Origin of the sequence: Sphingosinicella rhizophila (genome assembly GCF_032378825.1) — a bacterium.
In the GTDB taxonomy this organism is placed as follows: domain Bacteria; phylum Pseudomonadota; class Alphaproteobacteria; order Sphingomonadales; family Sphingomonadaceae; genus Allosphingosinicella; species Allosphingosinicella rhizophila.
In genome coordinates this window covers 16799-36160 of the sequence record NZ_JAVUPU010000005.1, presented here as the reverse complement: position 1 = coordinate 36160, position 19362 = coordinate 16799, and the positions used below count along the sequence as shown (strand labels likewise).

Below are 19362 nucleotides of genomic sequence, written 5' to 3'. Positions count from 1 at the left end.
TCAGGCGGCGAGATTCCTCAAGACATAATGGAGGATGCCGCCGTTCCTGAAATATTCGAGCTCGTTCAGCGTGTCGATCCTGCAGCGTGTGGTGAAGGTGAAGCCCGCGCCATCCGGCCGACTCACCTTGACCGTCACCACTTGTCTCGGCGTCAGCGCGCCGACATGTTCGACCGTGAAGCTTTCGGTGCCGTCGAACGAAGGTACCTCGTCCAGGAATTGCAGCGGCAGCACGCCCATCCCGACCAGGTTGGAACGGTGGATCCGCTCATAGCTTTCGGCGATGACGGCGCGGACGCCGAGCAGGTTGGTGCCCTTGGCCGCCCAGTCGCGCGACGAGCCGGTGCCATATTCCTTGCCGGCTATGACCACCAGGGGCGTCGCTTCCGATTTGTAGCGCATGGCGGCATCGTAGATCGGAAGCGTCTCGCCGCTGGGAATATGTTTCGTGACGCCGCCTTCCGTTCCGGGGACCATGCGGTTCTTGATGCGGATATTGGCGAAGGTGCCGCGCATCATCACTTCGTGATTGCCGCGCCGTGCCCCGTAGGAATTGAAGTCGGCGCGGCTGACCTGATGCTCCTGCAGATAAGTGCCTGCGGGTGAATCGGCCTTGATCGCTCCCGCCGGAGAGATGTGGTCGGTGGTGATCGAATCGCCGAAGATCGCCAGCGGACGGGCGCCGATAATGTCGCCCGGTGCAGTCGGGGTCATCGACATGCCCTCGAAGTAAGGCGGGTTCTGGATATAGGTGGACCCCGCCGACCATGCATAGGTCTCACCTCCCGTCACCGCGATCGCGCGCCATTGCTCGTCGCCATTGAAGACGTCGGCATAACGGGTGCGGAACATGTCGCTGTTGACATGCTGCTCGATGAGCGAGCGGACCTCCTCGTTCGTCGGCCAGATGTCGCGCAGATAGACGTTTTCACCCTGCGTGTCGGTGCCGATCGGGGCTTCCACCATATCGTCGGTCACGGTGCCCTTGATCGCATAAGCAACGACCAGGGGCGGCGAGGCGAGATAATTGGCCCGGACGTCCGGGCTCACGCGGCCTTCGAAATTGCGGTTGCCCGACAGCACCGAGGCGGCGACCAGATCATGCTGGTTCACAGCCTTGGACACCGGTTCAGGCAGAGGGCCCGAATTGCCGATGCAGGTGGTGCAGCCATAGCCCGCCAGGTTGAAGCCGATTGCGTCCAGATCGTCCTGGAGACCCGCTTTGACGAGATAGTCCGTGACGACCTGCGATCCCGGGGCAAGCGACGTCTTGACCCAGGGCTTCCGGGTCAGCCCTTTCGCCCGCGCCTTGCGGGCCACCAGCCCGGCGGCGATCATCACCGACGGATTGGAAGTGTTGGTGCAGCTGGTGATGGCGGCGATGACGACATCGCCATGGCCGATATCATGATCGGTGCCAGGCACCTTGTAGCGCTTGGAGGCGTCGCCGTTGCGGTCATATTCGCTTTTGAGATTGGCGAGGAATTCCTCGTCGACGCGAGCCAGCGTCACCTTGTCCTGCGGCCGCTTGGGCCCCGCGAGCGAGGCTTCGACACTGCCCATGTCGAGGTGGAGCGTATCGGTGAACATTGGATCGGCGGCCCCCGCCTCGAGCCACATGCCCTGCTCCCTCGCATAGGCCTCGGTCAGCGCGATCTGTTCTTCGGAACGGCCGGTCAGCCGGAGATAGTCCAGGGTGCGGCCGTCGATCGGAAAGAAGCCGCAGGTCGCGCCATATTCGGGCGCCATATTGGCAATGGTGGCGCGATCGGCGACGGGAAGCGCGCTGACGCCTTCGCCGTAAAACTCCACGAACCGGCCCACCACACCCCGTGCCCGGAGCATCTGGGTTACGGTGAGCACGAGGTCGGTGGCAGTGATGCCTTCGCGGAGAGCGCCGGTCAGCCTGAAGCCGACCACTTCCGGGATCAGCATCGATACCGGCTGGCCGAGCATGGCCGCCTCGGCCTCGATCCCGCCGACGCCCCAGCCGAGCACGCCCAGGCCATTGACCATCGTCGTATGGCTATCGGTGCCGACGAGAGTGTCGGGATAGGCGATTTCCTGCCCGGATGCGTCCGCCGAGGACCAGACCGAACGGGCGAGATTTTCCAGATTGACCTGATGGCAGATGCCTGTGCCCGGCGGCACGACCTTGAAATTATCGAAGGCGCCGGCGCCCCATTTGAGGAACTGGTAGCGTTCGAAATTGCGCTGATATTCCAGCGCGACGTTGTGCTCGAAGGCCTTGGGCGTGCCGAATTCATCGACCATGACGCTGTGGTCGATGACGAGATGCACCGGGACCTGCGGGTTGATCTTCTCCGGATCGCCGCCGAGCTTCGCCATCGCGTCGCGCATGGCCGCAAGGTCGACTACCGCGGGAACTCCGGTGAAATCCTGCATCAGCACCCGCGCGGGGCGATACTGGATTTCGCGGGTGGAGCTCTTTTCCTTCTGCCAATCGACCAGTGCCTGGATATCTTCACGCGTAACGGTCTTGCCGTCCTCGAAGCGGAGCAGGTTTTCGAGCAGCACCTTCAAAGAGAAAGGCAGACGGGAAATGTCACCCAGCGCGGAGGCAGCCTTGCCCAGCGAATAATAAGAATAGGATTTGCCGCCCACCTGGAGCGTCGAGCGGGTGTTCAGGCTGTCCTGGCCGGTGGAGGTCATAAGGTCCTCATCTTGATGCTGTTGCATGGATCGGGTGCCGCACCCGGAGCTTCGCGCGGGCCTTAGCAAGGTGGGCCGAGGGGGGAAAGAGCGACAGTTCCTCCGGGCCCGCACATCGGCTGGTTCCGCCGGAAAGTGCATCGCGAACAAACACTTCCGTCATGCTACGGCCCGCGCTAGGATCGAGGAAAGGCGCCATGGCCGTTCGGGGAGTGAGAATCAGGAATGCCTTCGACGCCGACCGCCGGGCCTTCCGCATCCGACAGCGTTTCATTTCTCGATGGCGGCGGGGAAATGGCCGCTCTGGTCCGCGACTTCGATTGGAACGGGACGACGCTCGGTCCGCCGCAGGATTGGCCGCAGTCGCTGAAGACGGCCGTCGGCATCATGCTCAGCTCCAAATTCCCCATGTTCGTCGCCTGGGGTCCGGAGCTGCGCTTCCTCTACAATGACGGCTATAGCGAGGTGCTGGGGGGCAAGCATCCGGCGGCGCTGGGCGGACGCTTCGAGGATATCTGGTTCGAAATCTGGCCGGACATCAGTCCCCTGGTCGACCGCGCCCTGGCAGGCGAAGCCACTTATTGGAGAGACCTACCGCTCGTCATGATGCGCAAGGGCTATGAGGAGAAGACCTGGTTCACCTTCTCCTACAGCCCGTTGCGCGGCGATGATGGCGCGGTCGCCGGCATGTTCTGCGCCTGCGTGGAGACGACGGACACCGTGCTGGCCGAACGGCGCCGGATCGACGAGGCCCAAAGGCTGGAGCAATTGTTCGATCGCTCGCCGAGCTTCATGACGGTGTTGCGCGGGCCCGAACATATTTTCGAGATGTTGAACCAGGCCTATCTGCAGCTGGTAGGGCATCGTAATCTGATCGGCAGGCCGGCCCGTGAGGCCCTTCCGGAAGTCGTGGGCCAGGGCTTTTTCGAACTGCTCGACGAGGTCTATGCCAGCGGCAAGCCCTTCACGGGCCGGTCGATGAAGATCCATCTGCAACGGGCACCGGATGCGTCGCCGGAGGAAAGGCTGCTCGACTTCGTCTTCCAGCCGATCGCGGATGCGGACGGCAGGATCAGCGGCGTCTTCGTCGAAGGTTATGACGTCACCGAGCGTCACCTGGCCGAACTGGCTTTGCGTGAAAGCGAGGAACGATTCCGGCTGATCGCCGATTCGGCGCCGGTGCCGATGTGGGTCACCAGGCTCGATCGTACGCGCAGTTTCGCCAACCGGGCCTATGTCGACTTCCTCGGCATATCCTACGAGGATGCGATCGATTTCGACTGGCGGACGATCGTCCACCCGGACGATGCCGCCCGCATCCTGGCTGATTCCGTCGCTGGGGAGGAGTCGTTGAAGCCGTTTGTCCTGGAGGGCAGATATCGCCGGGGCGACGGCCAATGGCGCTGGCTCAGATCGGAATCGCAGCCGCGCTGGGGGCCTCAGGGCGAGCATATCGGATTCATCGGAGTCGCCCACGATATCACCGATTCAAAGCACGCCGAGGCGGCGCTTCGGGAAGTCAATGAGACGCTCGAAAGAAGAGTGGCGGAACGGACCGCGGATCTCAGCGCCGCGCTCGACCGGCTGCAAGCCGAGGTCGGCGAAAGAGAGCGCGCCGAAGAGGCTCTGCGCCAGGCCCAGAAGATGGAGGCGGTCGGACAGCTCACCGGCGGCATCGCCCATGATTTCAACAATCTGCTGACGCCGATCATGGGCGGCTTGGACATCATCGCGAACAAGGTGGAGGATCCGCGGCTGAAACGCATCGCCGATGCGGCGCTCGAATCCACGCGTCGCGGGGCCAGGCTCACCAGCCAGTTGCTCGCCTTCTCCCGCATTCAGCGGATCAGCATGGCGCCGGTCGCAGTCAATGACGTGATCGGCAAGATGGGGTCCCTGCTCCGACAGACGATCGGCGGTGCGATCCGGATCGATACTTTGCTCGATCGCGACGTGCAGTACGCGGTCTGCGACGCCAACCAGCTCGAAAACGCCATCCTCAACCTCGCCATCAACGCGCGAGACGCGATGCCCGACGGCGGTTCGCTCAGTATTTCCACCAGCCGGACCTCGTTGCACGATGCTCCGGACATCGAGGCGGGCGATTTTGTCTGCATCAGCGTCGCGGACAGCGGCGAAGGGATGAGTCCGGAGGTGGCCGAGCGCGCAACGGAGCCCTTCTTCTCGACCAAGCCGCTCGGCAAGGGAACCGGCCTCGGCCTCGCCCAGGTCTACGGTATCGCCCGGCAATCCGGAGGCACCCTGCGCATCGAAAGCGGGGTCGGGATCGGGACCCGAATCGACCTCTTCCTGCCTGCGGCCGAGGCCGGTGCCGCCGTCGCCGAAGGGGACACGGCAGCCCAGGCCGACCTCGACGATCATGATGGCGGTGCCGCCATCATGATCGTCGACGACGACAGCGACGTCAGGTCGTTCCTCGCCGATTCGCTGGAAGGCCTCGGCCACAAAGTGAGGATGGCCGAGGATGGGGAGGCGGCGCTCGAGACGCTCGCATCATGGGAGCCGGACCTCATGCTGCTCGATTATGCCATGCCGCTGATGCATGGCGGCGAAGTTGCCCGGAAGGCCAGGGCATTCCATCCCGCGCTGCCGATCATCTTCGTCACCGGCTATGCCGAGACCGAGCAGCTCGAAGCGGCGCTCGGACCTTCGGTGGACATTCTCCGGAAGCCGTTCAGTGTTTCCGGCCTGGCGGCGGCCATCGACAAGGTCCTGAAGAGGAAGTGCATGCGCCCCTGACAGGCTGAAGCTCCCCTTCCTGAGCTTTGGAAGAGGACCATACAGCGCCGCGCTCCTTCCGGAGCGGCTGGACGGCGCGCGCCGGATCGTTGTAGCGAAAGGCGATGCTGCACGCCGATCCGCTCGACCTCTATTCCCTGGGAGAGCTCGTCGCGCGCCTGGGCCTTGCCGCCTTCATCGGATTATTGCTCGGTCTCGATCGGGAAATACGCGGCCATGATGCGGGCATCCGCACCCATGCCTTGGTCGCCCTAAGCTCGGCGATGATCATGATCTCCTCGTTGCTGCTATTCGACCAATTGCGGACCCCCGAGCATCAGCCCGATCCGCTACGTGCCGTGCAGGGGCTCAGCCAGGCGATCGGCTTCATTGCCGCCGGCATCATCTTCGTGCGCGGCAGTTCGGTTCGGAACATGACCACTGCCGCCAATATCTGGATCGCCGCCGCGATCGGAATAGCCTGTGGCGCCGGCCAATATCAGCTTGTGCTTGTGGGTTCCGGCTTCGCATTGGTCCTCCTAAGCGCAATCAAATTGTTCGAGCGCTGGCTTCCGGCCGAAAAGAAGGACAGCGACAAGCCGAAATAGGCGAGCGACAGATCGTGCCGCAGCGCACAATTAGCAGGTGCAATTTTCCTTCCTGGCGCGTAAAGGCGCGCATCTCCAAAGGGGGCCCTTACGCGCACAACAGGCGACGTGGAGCCGGGGCGGGAACGGATACCGTGATCAAATTTCTCAAGAAGCTGGACAATCCCTTCCTGCTGGCGGCCGAAGGCTTCGTCGCGGGCGCGATCCTGTTCTGGGCAATCGCACCCGATCAGGGCGCGAATGAGAATGCGGCCGCTGATTCTCCGCCTTCCGCCGCCGCGCAGGTCGTGCCTGCGATCGAACGGCTCTCTTCATCCTCCCACCAGATGGGATCGGATTAGCGCCTGGCCGTTTGAGGGGGAAGCGCTTCACGCTTCAGATTGATTCAGTCTTAAACGATCCTGGTCCAAGCGTCGTTCACCTCGTCACGTTGAATTTCGCTTCGGACTCTTCGTCCCGGACGCATTGCGCCATGCGGCTGAAAGCTGGAATCCGTCCGGCATGATGGCGATGTCCGACTCCGTGCTCGCGACTTGAAAGTTGTTGCGACCCGGTTATAGCGAAGCCGTGGTTCACTTTTCGTTCTCCGGCCAGGATATGATGGCGCTGCCGCAAGGCGCTGTGTACTGGCCCGCGCGGCGCGCGCTTCTCGTGGCCGACCTTCACCTTGAAAAGGCGAGCTGGTTCGCGCGACTTGGCCAGATGCTGCCGCCCTATGACAGTATCGCCACGCTCGCCGATCTGACTGCCCTTGCCGTTTCGACCGGCGCGCTGGAAATCTGGTGTCTGGGCGACAGCTTCCACGACCGTCATGGCTGCGATCGGCTGCCCGAACGGGCGCGCGAGATGCTGACGGCGCTCACCTCCACCACGCGCTGGACCTGGATCGCCGGCAATCACGATCCCGGCTTTGCCGATCATTGCGGCGGCACCATCGTCGAGGAGGCCGAGGTAGACGGCCTCCTGCTCCGTCACGAAGCCGATCCTGGCGAGGGCCGGCCGGAGCTGTCGGGCCACTTTCATCCGAAGCTGAGGATCCGTCATCGCGGCCGCCAGATCTCGCGCCGCTGCTTCGTGGCCACGCCGAGCAAGCTCATCCTCCCTGCGTTCGGTGCCCTGACGGGAGGGCTCGATGCGTCCCATCCCGAAATCGTGCGCGCCGTCGGTCCCAAGGCGGAGGCTCTGGTGCCGATCGCGGACCGCCTGCTCCGTTTCCCACTCGCCGCCTGAAGGCCCGTTGGCCAGCTGGAATCGTCCAAATCCGACGGACGGATACGGTCGGTCGCGAGGGTTGGGACTCAATGGAAACGCGCATTGGCTCCGGTTCGACCGGGCCGGAGCCGGTCCAGGGCCTGAATCCTATTTCCGATAGAAAGCGGGAAACAGCTTCTTCAGCCGCGCCAGCTTCGGAACGTCGTGGGCGAGGATGTAGGGGTGGCGCGGATTGCGACGCATGAAATCCTGATGTTCCGCTTCGGCCGGATAGAAGCTGCCGCTTTCGATCCTGGTGACGATGGGCCGGGGAAACGCCTTCGCCTTGGTCAGCCTGTCGATCCAGGCCTTTGCCGCCCGGGTCTGGGCAGGATCCTGCGGAAAGATGGCGGAGCGGTAGCTTGGCCCCTCGTCGGGACCCTGCCGATTCAGCTGGGTCGGATCGTGGGCCGCCGAAAAATAGATTTGCAGAAGGCGATCATAATTGATCTGTCCGGGATCGTAGGAGATGCGGATCGCTTCCGCATGACCGGTTCGTTCGCTGCTGACACGGTCGTAACGCGCATCCCGGGCGCTGCCGCCGGCATAGCCGGAAACGACCTCGCGGACGCCCTTCACATGTTCGAACACAGCCTCCATGCCCCAGAAGCAGCCTCCCGCAAGCACAGCAGTCTGGAAGGCCGGCCTGTCGCTTGCCGTCAGCGGCGCCGCGCCAAGCAAAGCCGCGGTCAAGGCGAACGCCCTCTTCATGTCGGTATGAATCGCATGGCGACTCCGTTCATGCAGTAGCGTAGGCCGGTCGGCCTGGGACCATCCTTGAAGACATGGCCGAGGTGCCCGCCACACCGGCGGCAATGGACCTCGGTGCGCTCCGTCAGCAATTCATGATCCTTGCGGGTTCCGACCGCATCTGGCAGCGGTTTCCAGAAGCTCGGCCACCCCGTCCCGCTCTCGAATTTCGTCTTGGACGAAAACAGCGGCAGGGCGCAACCGGCGCAAACGAAGGTTCCCGGCCTCTTTTCCTTGTCGAGCGGGCTCGATCCGGGCCGCTCCGTGGCCGCGCGCCGCAGCACCTGATATTGATCAGGCCTCAGCCTTCGCTTCCACTCGGCGTCGCTATAGCCGACCTGGAACTGTTTCGGCGCTGCTTCCGACCGCCGCCAGCCCGAAAGCAGAGCAAGGCCACCCAACGCGCCTGCGCCGGCCGTTCCGATCATGCTGCGTCTGCTGAACATCGACGTCGTTCCCAAGCTTCCGGCACTCCCCTTAGCGGATGCAGGATGAACCCAGCTGGAATGAATCTATTTATATGTCGGTTGACTGGTCGGAGGAAACAGGGTCGGCAACAGTCTTCGTGGGACGAAGGACGGCGCGGAGCAATCCCCGCACCGCATTGCCGACGAAGAAGCCCCCAGCGAGGTCGGCGGGCCTAAGATTCGCTTCCGCGGCCTTGCCTTCCTCGATCAGCCGCGCGCGCAATATGCCGGGCAGGAGACCGCGTGACAGCGGCGGTGTGAGCAGGCGGCCATGGCGTTTGACGAACAGATTGGTGAAACTGCCCTCGGTGAGGAATCCGTCCGTGTCGACGAAGACAGCCTCGAACGCGCCCGAGGCAGCCCGCGCATCCTCGTAGAAGCTGCGGTCGCTGGTCTTGTGCCGGAGCCGGAAGTCGTCGCGGGACACGGGCAGCGGCATCAGCATCGCCTCGACCGGGTCCGGCAGGTCTTTCGGCAATGGACGTGCCTCGATCGCGATGGCGCCGGTCCGCGACAGGAGTAGCCGCAGCTTGCGCGGGCCGCGAAGGCGGAAGGTCGCAGCCTGGAGCTCGTTTCGCGCATCGTGCCGGTCGAACGCGAAGCCGAGCGTCGCGGCGCTGCTCTTCAGCCGGGCGAGATGGCGATCGAGATCGGCGATCCCATCCTGCGGATCGAAGCGCATCGTCTCGATGAGGTCGAAGCTTCGGCCCGTTTCCACAAACGCCCCTTTCGCCAGACATTCGCGCCACTCGTCGGCGGGAACGCTATCGGCGACGATCCCGGAACCCAGGCCCATCGACGCTCGGCTTTCGCCCGCCTTCATGGTCAATGTCCGGATGGCGACATTGAACTCCGCTTCGCCGTCCGGCGCAACCCTGCCGATAGCGCCGGTATAGACCCGCCGTGGCCATTGTTCGAGACCGTCGATGATTTCCATCGCCCGGATTTTGGGGGCGCCGGTGATCGACCCACAGGGAAAGATCGATTCGACGACGTCGATCGGCCCCAATCCTTCCTCAAGCTCCGCCACCACGGTCGAGGTCATCTGATGCACGGTCGGATAGGTTTCGACGGCGAACAATTCCGGTACCTTGACCGTGCCTGGCTGTGAAACGCGGGACAGATCGTTGCGCAGGAGATCGACGATCATCAGATTTTCAGCGCGTTGCTTCTCGTCATTGCGAAGCGCAGTCATTGCCACCCGGTCCTCCGCCTCGCTTGCGCCCCGCAGCGCCGTTCCTTTCATCGGCCGGGCTGTCAGCCGGCCGTGGACAAGGGTGAAGAAAAGCTCGGGCGAGAAGGAAAGAAGCCAATGTTCCCCGGTGAAGAGCAGGCCGCCATGGCCGCCCTGTGCCCTTGCCCGCAACGTTGCATAGACCGCCATCGGCTCGCCGGCTGTTTCGACATCGGCCGGGAAAGTGAGGTTCGCCTGATAGATATCGCCGGATTCGATATGGCCCTTCGCGATCGCGACAGCGGCCTCATAGGTTGCCCGGTCGATCCGCGGGCGCGGCCGGCCGGCCCAGCCCGAATATGCACCCGGCAGGAGCGAGAGCGGATCGATCAGATCGAACCCGTCGAATAGGGCGAACCAAAGCAGGGGTGGTTCGCCTTCCTCGGGCCGTCGGCAGAGCGGGGCCAGCTTGGGTTCCAGCGCGTGACCGGCCTCGTAGGTCAGGAATCCCGCCGCATGCAGCCGCGAACCTCGGATCCGTTCGAGGCATGCGCGCACCTCATGCGGGTCGCGGGTTTCGATAATGTCGCGCGGCTTGCGATAAAGCCGCGCCTTCGCTCCTCCCGGCCGTGCGTCGTCGAGGAGAATGAAGGTTTCGCTCCCCAGCCTGTCTTGCCAGAGAGGCTCGGCACGTTCATCTGGCCAGGCAGGGGAGTATTCCGTGGTCACAAGCGTTTTCGACCTGTTCAAGATCGGGGTCGGTCCTTCAAGTTCGCATACGATGGGTCCGATGACGGCCGCCTGCCGCTTTGTCGAGGCCTTGTCCGAAAAAGCTTTGCTCGATCGCGCGGCGCGGATCGAGGTGAAGCTCTACGGCTCGCTGGCGTTGACCGGCAAAGGCCATGCCTCAGATCGGGCGGTCTTGCTCGGCCTGTCGGGTGAAAGACCGGAAGGCATAGATCCCGATGCGGCCGACGGCATCATCGAGGATATCCGCGCATCGGGACGCCTCCGCCTCGCCGGGCGACACGAAATCGGCTTCGACGAATCGCGCGATCTCCTCTTCCTTCAGCGCGAACGGCTGCCGCACCATTCCAACGGCATGAAATTCTCCGCCTTTGCGGCGGATGGCGGCGTGCTGGACGGTGCGATCCTTTATTCGGTCGGCGGCGGCGCGATCGTCGACGAGGCGGCCATCGCCCGCAATGCGCCGCCCGATGGCGCCCTCGACCTGCCCTATCCCTATCGCAGCGCCGACGAATTGCTGGCCATTGCCGCACGGGGCGACATTGCCATTGCCGAAATCGCCCGCGCGAACGAGCGGGCCGTCTTTTCGGACGAGGAGATAGACCGTCGCCTCGATGCGATCGCCCAGGCGATGGCAGCCTGTATCGACCGCGGCATGACGATCGACGGCATGCTACCGGGTGGACTCAAGGTGAAGCGCCGCGCCCCGGCGCTCCATCGCCTGTTGATCGAACGCGCCGAACGCAGCCTTTCCGATCCGCTCACCGTCCTCGACTGGGTCAATCTGTGGGCCTTGGCGGTCAACGAGGAAAATGCAGCGGGCGGGCGGGTCGTCACCGCGCCCACCAACGGCGCGGCCGGGATCGTTCCGGCCATCCTGCGTTACTATCAGCGCTTCGTGCCCCAGGCTTCGGAAAGGGGCGTCCGCAATTTCCTCCTGACGGCCGCCGCGATCGGATCGCTTTTCAAGGAAAACGCCTCCATCTCCGGTGCCGAGGTCGGCTGCCAGGGCGAGGTCGGCGTCGCCTGCTCGATGGCCGCCGCCGGATTGACCTCGGCGCTTGGGGGCAGCCCCTCGCAGATCGAGAATGCCGCCGAGATCGGCATGGAGCACAATCTCGGCCTCACGTGCGATCCGGTCGGAGGCCTCGTCCAGGTGCCCTGCATCGAACGCAATGCGGTCGGCGCGATCAAGGCGCTCGAAGCGTCCCGACTTGCCCTGATCGGCGACGGGACCCATCGTGTCTCGCTTGACCAGGTGATCGAAACGATGCGCAGGACCGGGATGGACATGAACGAACGCTACAAGGAAACGGCCCAGGGCGGCCTTGCCGTCAATGTGGTGGAGTGTTGATGCGATGAACCCGCCCCTCAAGGCCGCCGTCATTCCCGTCACGCCGCTGCAACAGAACTGCACCTTGCTCTGGTGCACGAAGACCATGCGCGGCACCTTCACCGACCCCGGCGGCGACCTCGATCGGCTGAAGGCGGCGGCGAAGGAGCAGGGGGTCACGATCGAGAAGATCCTGCTGACACATGGTCATATCGATCATTGCGGATCCGCCAAGATCCTGGCGGACGAACTGGGCGTCAACATCGAAGGGCCGCATCATGCGGACAAATTCTGGATCGACCGGCTGGCTGAGGACGGCGCCCGCTACGGCATCTTCGGCCAGCCCTTCGAATCGGACCGCTGGCTCGAAAATGGCGACCAGGCGACGGTCGGCGAGCTCGTGCTCGACGTTTATCATTGCCCCGGCCACACGCCGGGCCATGTCGTCTTCCATCACCCGCAGTCGAAGCTTGCGATCGTCGGCGACGTCCTGTTCCGCGGCTCGATCGGGCGCACCGACTTCCCGATGGGGAATCATCAGGATCTGATCGACGCCATCACGACCCGCCTCTGGCCTCTCGGCGACGAAACGGCCTTCGTGCCCGGCCACGGCCCAATGAGCACCTTCGGCCATGAGCGCCGGACCAATCCGTTCGTATCCGATCAGGTTCTCGCCCGTTGAAGATTTTCTCATTCTGTTGAAGATAGGCATATGCCGCTCAAAAACGGAGATTCCTCAATGAAGCGCCGCCTGTCCCTTGCCACGGCCGCCCTGGCCGGCCTTCTTATCTCCTCGGCCGCGACCGCCCAGGCGGCGCCGGCCTACGACACGCTGATTACCGGCGGCACCATCTATGATGGCCTCGGCGGGCAAGGCAGGGTCGGCGACGTCGCCATCAAGGGCGATCGCATCGTCTATGTCGGTCCCCGGGCTCCCGGCACCGCCCGCGACCGCATCGACGCGACGGGGCTGGCGGTGGCACCTGGCTTCATCAACATGCTGAGCTGGGCGGTCCAGTCGCTGATCGAGGACGGACGCGGCCTCAGCGACATTCGCCAGGGCGTAACGCTGGAAGTGTTCGGCGAGGGAAGTACGCCTGGCCCTATCAACGCGGCGATGAAGCAGGAAGCGGTGGCACGGCAGCAGGGCGAAGCCGGATATGACATCGAATGGAACACGCTCGGCGAATATCTCGACTGGCTGGCGAAACGCGGCATCGCGCCGAACATCGCCTCCTTCGTCGGCGCGGAGACGGTCCGAACCTATGTGCTTGGCCGAGACGATGTCGATCCGACGTCCGAGCAGTTGCAGCAGATGCGCGCGCTCGTCGCTCAGGCAATGCGTGAAGGAGCGATCGGCGTCGGCTCGGCGCTCATCTACGCGCCGGGAAATTATGCCGAAACCCCCGAACTGATCGCCCTCACGACGGAGGCCGGACGCTGCAACGGCCTGTATATCAGCCACATGCGCTCGGAGGGCGACCGCCTTCTCGAATCGATCGACGAATTGATCGAGATCGCGCGCAAGAGCGGCGCGCGCGGGGAAATCTATCACTTCAAACAGGCCGGAAAGACCAATTGGAACAAGATCGACGCGGCGATCGCCCGTGTCGAGGCGGCCCGCGCCTCGGGTCTCAAGATCAGTGCCAACATGTATCCCTACACGATGGGCGGTTCCGGCCTCGATGCAGCCATGCCGACCTGGGTCCAGTCCGGCGGCCTCGACGCCTGGATCGGAAGGATGAAGGATCCGAAGGTCCGTGCGCGGATCAGGGAGGAGATTACCAAGCCGGGGATAGGTTGGGAGAATCTCTATCTCGCGACAGGTCCCGACCGCATGATCGCCATGGGGTTCAGAAGCGAAAAGCTGAAACCGCTGACAGGCAAGACGATCGCCGAGATCGCGGCGATGCTCGGCACGGATCCGGTCGACACCATGATGGACCTGGTGATCGAGGATGGCAGCCGGGTGGGCATCATCTACAACTTCATGGATGAGGAAAATGTCGCCCGGGCGACGGCCATCCCCTGGATGAGCTTCGGGTCCGATGCCGCGGCGGTGGCGGCGGAAGGCGATACTCTGAAATCGCCGTCTCATCCGCGCACCTACGGCACCTTCGCCCGCGTCGTCGGCCGCTATGCGCGCGACCAGAAGCTCATGCCCCTTGGCGAAGTGATCAGGAAGATGAGTTCGCAGCCGGCTGAAAATATGGCGATCAAGGGGCGCGGACGCCTCGCCGAAGGCTATTTTGCCGATGTCATCATGTTCGATCCCGAAACCTTCATCGACCGTTCGACGCTCGAAAAGCCACACGTCTATGCCGAGGGGATGAGGAACGTCTTCGTCAATGGCGAACCCGTGCTCCTGAATGGCGAACCGACCGCAAATCGTCCTGGACGGGTGGTACGCGGACCAGGCTGGACGGGGTGGCCGGGAGGCGGCGCCTGCCATTCTTCTGGGGGATAAAGGGGCGACCGAGGGGAGACCGGGAGGAGACCGGGCGTCCCAACGTTTGAATAGAGCCTGGGCGAGGAACGGGGGCGGTGAGCAGGCGTTCTGCCACCGAAATGAAATCATGGATTTGCCTTTGCGCGGCACTGCTGGCGGGCTGCGACGGGATACCCAAGGATCCAGGAGGCACTTTGCACCGCGTGCGGGCCGAGGGTCAATTCCGGGTCGGTCTCATCGCCGGTGACGCCGCCCGTCCGAACGCGGATCGGGAACAGGCCTTCCTTCGACGGGTCGCTTCAGCCGCAGGCGCCCGGGCGGTGACGGTCCAGGGCGCTGCCGAGCCCCTGCTCGAAGATCTCGAACATGGCCGGATCGACCTGGTCGTCGGCGAGCTGGCGCCGGACAGCCCCTGGGCCAAAAGGGTTACCATCCTGCCGCCGCTGGACGTGGAATCCCGTGGCGCGCAACGGATCGAATTGTCGGCCATGGCGGCCAATGGCGAGAATGCCTGGATCATGCTGCTGGAACGTTCTGCCCGCCACGTCACCGGCACCACGCGATGAGGCCATCCATTCCACCGGAAATCGAAAAGGATCTCGATCGGGCGGTGGGGCTCGAATATTGGAATATCGGTTGGACGATCAGCATCGTCGTGGTGATGGGCCTGGCCATGGGCAACAGCCAGACGATGAAGACGGCCTGGGTGGAGGATCTGCTCGGCCTCATTCCGCCGATCGTCTTCCTGACCGCCGTCCATTTCGAACGGAAGCCTTCGACGAGACTCTTTCCCTTTGGCTTCGCCCGCGTCCACAGTCTTGCTTTCCTGGTTGCCGCCGTCGCCTTGGCCGCCGTCGGCCTGTCACTGCTCTGGGATGCGGCTTTCACTCTCTATGCCCAGGAACATGCCACGGTCGCCTCGATCACGATCTTCGGACGAGACATCTGGCTCGGCTGGGTGATGCTGGCGGCACAGGTCTATTCGATCATTCCCCCTTATATTATCGGCCGCAAGGAGCTTCCCTTGGCCAAAAGGCTGCAGGACGAGGTTCTTTACACCGATGCCCTGATGAACAAGGCCAATTGGTTGACCGGTGCGGCCGGCCTGTTCGGCGTGATCGGGCTGGGACTGGGATGGTGGTGGGCCGATTCGGTCGCCGCCGCCTTCATTTCGATCGGGATCATCCATGACGGCTGGAAGGCGCTGAGGATCGCTTCGGCCGAGCTCGCCGACGGCGTGCCGAGGGCGCTTGGCGGACTGGAGATGGACGCCGAAGCCGAAATGCTGATGGAAAAGCTTTCGTGCCAATATCCCGGCGGCGCCATCCGGCTGCGCGAAACGGGCCGTTATATCCACGCGGAAATCTGCGGAATCGAGCCGGACCGGGCCCAGGACCTGAATGCTTTATGGCCCGGCGCGCCGGAGCGGAGCTGGCGATTGGCTCAGTTGAGCTTCAGGCCGCCCGACGAGGAAGGCTGAGGAACATCGGCGATCTGGAGCGTCGGCCGCGACCGCTCCATATAGGGGATCGCGATCGCGTATAGGGCGAGGCCGAGCAGGACGAGCATCGTCACGCCGATACCCAGGCCGCGGAGGCGGTTCCGGGGCCCGCCGTCCATGCCGAAGACGTGGGCGATGCGGGCAAGGATGAAGGCCATGGCAACGCCCCACAACCAGATCCTTGAGCCATGCGCCATCTCTATGAGAGCGAGCAGGATCAGGAAGAAAGGCGTATATTCGACGAAATTGCTATGTGCCCGCATGCGCGCGGTGAGCGGCTCGTGGCCGCCGTCGCCGATCGAGACACGCTGCGACATCCGGACTCGGCCGACCCGCACGGCAATCCACAGATTGAGCAAGGCGGCAGCGCCCGCGATGGTAAGCGTGATCGGCAAAATCATGAGCGAGACCTCCTTGCGATGAGCGGGGGGAGTCGCACGGCAAGGCAGCGCTTGCAACATCGGGTGAATTCGCTATAGGCGGCAACGCTCACGCGCGAGCAATCGGCCGCCATGGCCTGCGGCCCGACCGGCCGTTGGCCGTCGGCTTCATGTTCGCCAGATCATGAACTTCTATCGATTGGAACAGGTGCCAGGATGGCCGTCCCTAAAAGAAAAACCTCGCCTTCGAAGCGCAATATGCGCCGCAGCCATCACGCGCTGAAGCCCGTCAACTATCAGGAATGCCCGAATTGCGGGGAGCTTCGCCTTCCTCACAACCTCTGCGGCAAATGCGGCCATTATAACGGGCGTGAAATCCTGCCGGTCGAGGCGTAAAGAACAGATAACAAGGCCTTTCAGGAGTCGTTATCAGTGGGCAGCGCGCCGCGGATCGCAATCGACGCGATGGGTGGCGATATCGGCCCGGCGGTGATGATCGCCGGTGCCGCGGAGGCCTATCAAAGGCGTTCGGACCTCCATTTCATCCTCTTCGGGGACGAGGAGAGGATTCGTTCCGAACATGCCAAATATCCCCAATTGGCCTCGGCATGCGACATCGTCCATTGTCCGGACGTGATCACGGCCGAGGACAGGCCGAGCCAGGCGATCCGCCGCGCCAAGACCACGTCGATGGGCAATGCCATAGCGGCCGTGAAGGCTGGCGAAGCCGATGCCGCCGTATCGGGCGGCAATACCGGCGCGCTGATGGCGATGGCCAAGCTTTCCCTGCGCACCATGCCCGGCATCGATCGGCCCGCTCTGGCCGCATTGCTCCCCACACTTGGCCAGAATGACCTTGTCATGCTGGATCTCGGCGCGAACACGGAATCGGACGCGCGCAACCTGGTCCAGTTCGCGGTGATGGGCGCCGCTTATTCCCGCGTGGTGCTCGACATCGACAAGCCGCGGGTGAAACTGCTCAATATCGGTACCGAAGAATTGAAGGGGACCGACGAACTGAAGGCGGCAGCGGCGGTCCTGCGCGAAGCGGAATATCTGGTGATGCGCTTCGACGGTTTCGTCGAAGGCGACAAATTGTCGCACGGCGACGTGGACGTGGTCGTCACAGACGGCTTTTCGGGCAATATCGCCTTGAAGACGATCGAAGGGACCGCCCGCTTCGTCACCGACCTCCTCCGTCGAGCATTTACCAGTTCGGTGCGCTCCAAGATCGGCTTCCTGATCTCGCGCCCCGCGACGGAGCTGCTGCGCCATCATCTCGATCCCAACAATCATAATGGCGCCGTCTTCCTCGGTCTCAACGGCCTCGTCGTGAAAAGCCACGGCAGCGCCAACGACAAGGGCGTCGCCAATGCCATCCGGGTCGCCGCCCGCATGGTCCGCGAGGACCTGACACGCAAGATCATCGAGGATCTCGACAATATTGCCGCCCATCGCGCACAGGCGGCCGCGAAATGAGCCGGCACTCGGTCATTCTTGGAACCGGCTCGGCGCTGCCGTCCAAACGCGTGACCAACGCCGAGCTTGCCGAGCGCGTCGACACGAGCGACGAATGGATCGTGGCGCGCACCGGCATCCAGGCGCGTCACATTGCCGGGGACGGCGAAACCACCGCTTCGCTGGCAACCGAGGCGGCACGCAAAGCCTTGAGCGAAGCCGGAATATCGGCCGCGGAGGTCGGGCTGATCGTGCTGGCCACGGCCACTCCCGACCAGACTTTCCCGGCCAGCGCCACCAAGGTCCAGACCGCGCTCGGCATCGACGATTGCATCGCCTTCGATGTAGCCGCGGTCTGCACCGGCTTCCTCTACGCCCTCTCCGTCGCCGACAATATGCTGAAGGGCGGCATGGCGGATTATGCCCTGGTGATCGGATCCGAAACGTTCAGCAGGATCCTCGACTGGGAGGACCGCACCACCTGCGTCCTCTTCGGAGATGGCGCCGGCGCCATTCTGCTCAAGGCGGAGGACACGGAAGATCGCGGCATCCTCGCCACCAGGCTCCACGCCGACGGACGCCACAATGATTTGCTCTATGTCGATGGCGGCGTCTCGACCACCGGGTCGGTCGGCAAGCTGCGCATGAAGGGGAAGGAGGTTTTCCGTCATGCGGTGGTAAACCTCGCCAACGTTCTGAACGAAGTCCTGGATGCGACGGGCCACAAGCCGGAAGAGGTGGATTGGGTGGTGCCGCACCAGGCGAACAAGCGCATCCTGGATGCGACCGCCAAGAAGCTGGGCCTCGATCCTGCGCGAGTCGTCGTGACGGTTGACCAGCATGCCAACACTTCGGCGGCCTCGGTGCCGCTGGCGCTGGATGTCGCCGTCCGCGACGGGCGTATCAAGAAAGGCGATCTGCTGGTGCTGGAAGCCATGGGCGGCGGCTTCACCTGGGGGGCGGCTGTCGTTCGTTATTGAGACAGGGGCCGAGCAATGGCCATTTGCACATAGACCCAAGCTGGACTATGGTTTTTGCTCATTTCCGGGGAGGGAGTAGAAGATGGCGGATGCTGGCACCATAAGGCGGGCCGCTGCCGGAACCTTGACGCGGGCCGACCTCGCCGATGTCGTTCATCAGGAGATCGGCCTGTCTCGCGCGGATTCCGCGGGCATCGTCGAGCGCATCCTTCATCATCTCTGCCACGCTCTCTCGGAGGGCGAGAATGTGAAGATTTCCGGCTTCGGCAGCTTCATCCTGCGCGACAAGGGCGAACGGATCGGCCGCAATCCGAAGACCGGGGTCGAAGTACCGATTGCGCCGCGCCGGGTGCTGACCTTCCGCGCCAGCCAGATCATGCGCGAGCGGATCGCCAACGGCGGCTGAGCCGGTGGCGGATACGAACCGCAAGAGCGATCAGGCATTTCGGACCATAGGCGAATTGTCTGCCGATCTCGGTGTTCCGCAGCATATCCTCCGTTACTGGGAAACCCGCTTTTCGCAGCTGAGGCCGCTTCAGCGCGCCGGCAACCGTCGCTATTATCGCCCCGCCGATGTCGCCCTGGCGCACCGCATCCACCGCCTGCTCAACCAGGAAGGCTATACGATCCGCGGCGTCCAGCAATTGCTGAGAAGCGGCGCTTCCGGCAGCGAGGAACAGGTCGCGGCGACCGGACCGACCTCCGCCAGCCAACATCCTCCCTTCCCGGCCGAGGAGTTGCGTGCAATCAGGAACAGGCTGGCACAGGCGCTCGTCTCGGCCTGACGTTCCGCAGCATGGAGCAGTTTACCAAGCGTGCGCCGACCGCTCGCAATGACGATGCGGCGACAGG

General features: G+C 63.6%; 19 protein-coding genes. 14 read left to right on the top strand and 5 right to left on the bottom strand.

Annotation, left to right across the window (positions count from 1 at the left end; translation table 11 throughout):
• A complete protein-coding gene (gene acnA, locus RQX22_RS10795; RefSeq protein WP_315726372.1) occupies positions 1-2673 on the bottom strand; it encodes an aconitate hydratase AcnA in 2673 nt (890 codons plus the stop codon).
• Positions 2674-2898: 225 nt separating this feature from the next.
• Between acnA and RQX22_RS10790 the strand changes: the two genes are divergently transcribed.
• The 4 genes from RQX22_RS10790 to pdeM all read left to right on the top strand — a co-directional run bounded on the left by RQX22_RS10790 (position 2899) and on the right by pdeM (position 7250).
• Complete coding sequence (locus tag RQX22_RS10790; RefSeq protein ID WP_315726371.1) at positions 2899-5433, top strand: PAS domain-containing protein; 2535 nt, start codon at positions 2899-2901, stop codon at positions 5431-5433.
• Between the two features lie 104 nt (positions 5434-5537).
• Positions 5538-6020: an MgtC/SapB family protein gene (locus RQX22_RS10785; protein WP_315726369.1), complete on the top strand. Its 483-nt coding sequence runs from the start codon at positions 5538-5540 to the stop codon at positions 6018-6020.
• 134 nt (positions 6021-6154) lie between these two features.
• On the top strand, positions 6155-6361 hold the full coding sequence (locus RQX22_RS10780) for a hypothetical protein (protein WP_315726367.1): 207 nt from the start codon (positions 6155-6157) through the stop codon (positions 6359-6361).
• Positions 6362-6587: 226 nt separating this feature from the next.
• A complete protein-coding gene (pdeM, locus tag RQX22_RS10775) occupies positions 6588-7250 on the top strand; it encodes a ligase-associated DNA damage response endonuclease PdeM (protein WP_315726365.1) in 663 nt (220 codons plus the stop codon).
• 129 nt (positions 7251-7379) lie between these two features.
• Here pdeM and msrA read toward each other — a convergent pair whose 3' ends face one another.
• From msrA to pabB, 3 genes are all read right to left on the bottom strand, one after another.
• Positions 7380-7982, bottom strand: a complete 603-nt coding sequence (msrA, locus tag RQX22_RS10770; protein ID WP_315726363.1) for a peptide-methionine (S)-S-oxide reductase MsrA — start codon at positions 7980-7982, stop codon at positions 7380-7382.
• Positions 7979-8467 (bottom strand): peptide-methionine (R)-S-oxide reductase MsrB, encoded by a 489-nt coding sequence (msrB, locus tag RQX22_RS10765; RefSeq protein ID WP_315726360.1) that lies wholly within the window; start codon positions 8465-8467, stop codon positions 7979-7981. The genes msrA and msrB overlap by 4 nt, the downstream gene beginning before the upstream one ends.
• Positions 8468-8537: 70 nt before the next feature.
• Positions 8538-10391 (bottom strand): aminodeoxychorismate synthase component I, encoded by a 1854-nt coding sequence (pabB, locus tag RQX22_RS10760; RefSeq protein WP_315726358.1) that lies wholly within the window; start codon positions 10389-10391, stop codon positions 8538-8540.
• Between pabB and RQX22_RS10755 the strand changes: the two genes are divergently transcribed.
• The 5 genes from RQX22_RS10755 to RQX22_RS10735 all read left to right on the top strand — a co-directional run bounded on the left by RQX22_RS10755 (position 10384) and on the right by RQX22_RS10735 (position 15671).
• Complete coding sequence (locus RQX22_RS10755) at positions 10384-11763, top strand: L-serine ammonia-lyase (protein WP_315726357.1); 1380 nt, start codon at positions 10384-10386, stop codon at positions 11761-11763. The two genes, pabB and RQX22_RS10755, sit on opposite strands and share 8 nt — an antisense overlap.
• A gap of 4 nt (positions 11764-11767) precedes the next feature.
• The gene (locus RQX22_RS10750; RefSeq protein ID WP_315726355.1) at positions 11768-12424 is read left to right on the top strand and encodes an MBL fold metallo-hydrolase; all 657 of its coding nucleotides are present in this window, start codon (positions 11768-11770) and stop codon (positions 12422-12424) included.
• Between the two features lie 57 nt (positions 12425-12481).
• The gene (locus RQX22_RS10745) at positions 12482-14209 is read left to right on the top strand and encodes an N-acyl-D-amino-acid deacylase family protein (protein WP_315726353.1); all 1728 of its coding nucleotides are present in this window, start codon (positions 12482-12484) and stop codon (positions 14207-14209) included.
• Positions 14210-14286: 77 nt separating this feature from the next.
• Positions 14287-14757 carry a transglycosylase SLT domain-containing protein gene (locus tag RQX22_RS10740; RefSeq protein ID WP_315726351.1) on the top strand — a complete coding sequence of 157 codons (471 nt, stop codon included), beginning with the start codon at positions 14287-14289 and terminating at the stop codon, positions 14755-14757.
• Positions 14754-15671 (top strand): cation transporter, encoded by a 918-nt coding sequence (locus RQX22_RS10735; RefSeq protein ID WP_315726349.1) that lies wholly within the window; start codon positions 14754-14756, stop codon positions 15669-15671. Before RQX22_RS10740 ends, RQX22_RS10735 begins: the two co-directional genes overlap by 4 nt.
• Here the strand turns inward: RQX22_RS10735 and RQX22_RS10730 are convergent.
• The gene (locus tag RQX22_RS10730) at positions 15635-16093 is read right to left on the bottom strand and encodes an MAPEG family protein (protein WP_315726347.1); all 459 of its coding nucleotides are present in this window, start codon (positions 16091-16093) and stop codon (positions 15635-15637) included. The genes RQX22_RS10735 and RQX22_RS10730 overlap by 37 nt on opposite strands.
• A gap of 195 nt (positions 16094-16288) precedes the next feature.
• Between RQX22_RS10730 and rpmF the strand changes: the two genes are divergently transcribed.
• The 5 genes from rpmF (at position 16289) to RQX22_RS10705 (ending at position 19295) form a co-directional block, all read left to right on the top strand.
• Positions 16289-16468, top strand: coding sequence for a 50S ribosomal protein L32 (rpmF, locus tag RQX22_RS10725; protein ID WP_315726345.1), 180 nt, complete (start codon positions 16289-16291; stop codon positions 16466-16468).
• Positions 16469-16504: 36 nt separating this feature from the next.
• Entirely contained in the window at positions 16505-17551 is a 1047-nt protein-coding gene (gene plsX / locus RQX22_RS10720; protein WP_315726343.1) for a phosphate acyltransferase PlsX, read from the top strand.
• The gene (locus RQX22_RS10715) at positions 17548-18510 is read left to right on the top strand and encodes a beta-ketoacyl-ACP synthase III (RefSeq protein ID WP_315726341.1); all 963 of its coding nucleotides are present in this window, start codon (positions 17548-17550) and stop codon (positions 18508-18510) included. The genes plsX and RQX22_RS10715 overlap by 4 nt, the downstream gene beginning before the upstream one ends.
• 82 nt (positions 18511-18592) lie before the next feature.
• Positions 18593-18916 carry an integration host factor subunit alpha gene (locus RQX22_RS10710; protein ID WP_315726339.1) on the top strand — a complete coding sequence of 108 codons (324 nt, stop codon included), beginning with the start codon at positions 18593-18595 and terminating at the stop codon, positions 18914-18916.
• Positions 18917-18920: 4 nt separating this feature from the next.
• The gene (locus RQX22_RS10705; protein ID WP_315726336.1) at positions 18921-19295 is read left to right on the top strand and encodes a MerR family transcriptional regulator; all 375 of its coding nucleotides are present in this window, start codon (positions 18921-18923) and stop codon (positions 19293-19295) included.
• The last annotated feature ends 67 nt before the right edge of the window (positions 19296-19362 follow it).

What these genes read in the sequence shown, in the direction of transcription:
- RQX22_RS10730 (WP_315726347.1), bottom strand. Translation starts at nt 16,093, where the DNA reads ATGATTTTGCCGATCACGCTTACCATCGCGGGCGCTGCCGCCTTGCTC.
- RQX22_RS10715 (WP_315726341.1), top strand. Translation starts at nt 17,548, where the DNA reads ATGAGCCGGCACTCGGTCATTCTTGGAACCGGCTCGGCGCTGCCGTCC.
- RQX22_RS10735 (WP_315726349.1), top strand. Translation starts at nt 14,754, where the DNA reads ATGAGGCCATCCATTCCACCGGAAATCGAAAAGGATCTCGATCGGGCG.
- RQX22_RS10745 (WP_315726353.1), top strand. Translation starts at nt 12,482, where the DNA reads ATGAAGCGCCGCCTGTCCCTTGCCACGGCCGCCCTGGCCGGCCTTCTT.
- RQX22_RS10790 (WP_315726371.1), top strand. Translation starts at nt 2,899, where the DNA reads ATGCCTTCGACGCCGACCGCCGGGCCTTCCGCATCCGACAGCGTTTCA.
- RQX22_RS10710 (WP_315726339.1), top strand. Translation starts at nt 18,593, where the DNA reads ATGGCGGATGCTGGCACCATAAGGCGGGCCGCTGCCGGAACCTTGACG.
- rpmF (WP_315726345.1), top strand. Translation starts at nt 16,289, where the DNA reads ATGGCCGTCCCTAAAAGAAAAACCTCGCCTTCGAAGCGCAATATGCGC.
- RQX22_RS10785 (WP_315726369.1), top strand. Translation starts at nt 5,538, where the DNA reads ATGCTGCACGCCGATCCGCTCGACCTCTATTCCCTGGGAGAGCTCGTC.
- msrA (WP_315726363.1), bottom strand. Translation starts at nt 7,982, where the DNA reads ATGAAGAGGGCGTTCGCCTTGACCGCGGCTTTGCTTGGCGCGGCGCCG.
- acnA (WP_315726372.1), bottom strand. Translation starts at nt 2,673, where the DNA reads ATGACCTCCACCGGCCAGGACAGCCTGAACACCCGCTCGACGCTCCAG.
- msrB (WP_315726360.1), bottom strand. Translation starts at nt 8,467, where the DNA reads ATGTTCAGCAGACGCAGCATGATCGGAACGGCCGGCGCAGGCGCGTTG.
- RQX22_RS10750 (WP_315726355.1), top strand. Translation starts at nt 11,768, where the DNA reads ATGAACCCGCCCCTCAAGGCCGCCGTCATTCCCGTCACGCCGCTGCAA.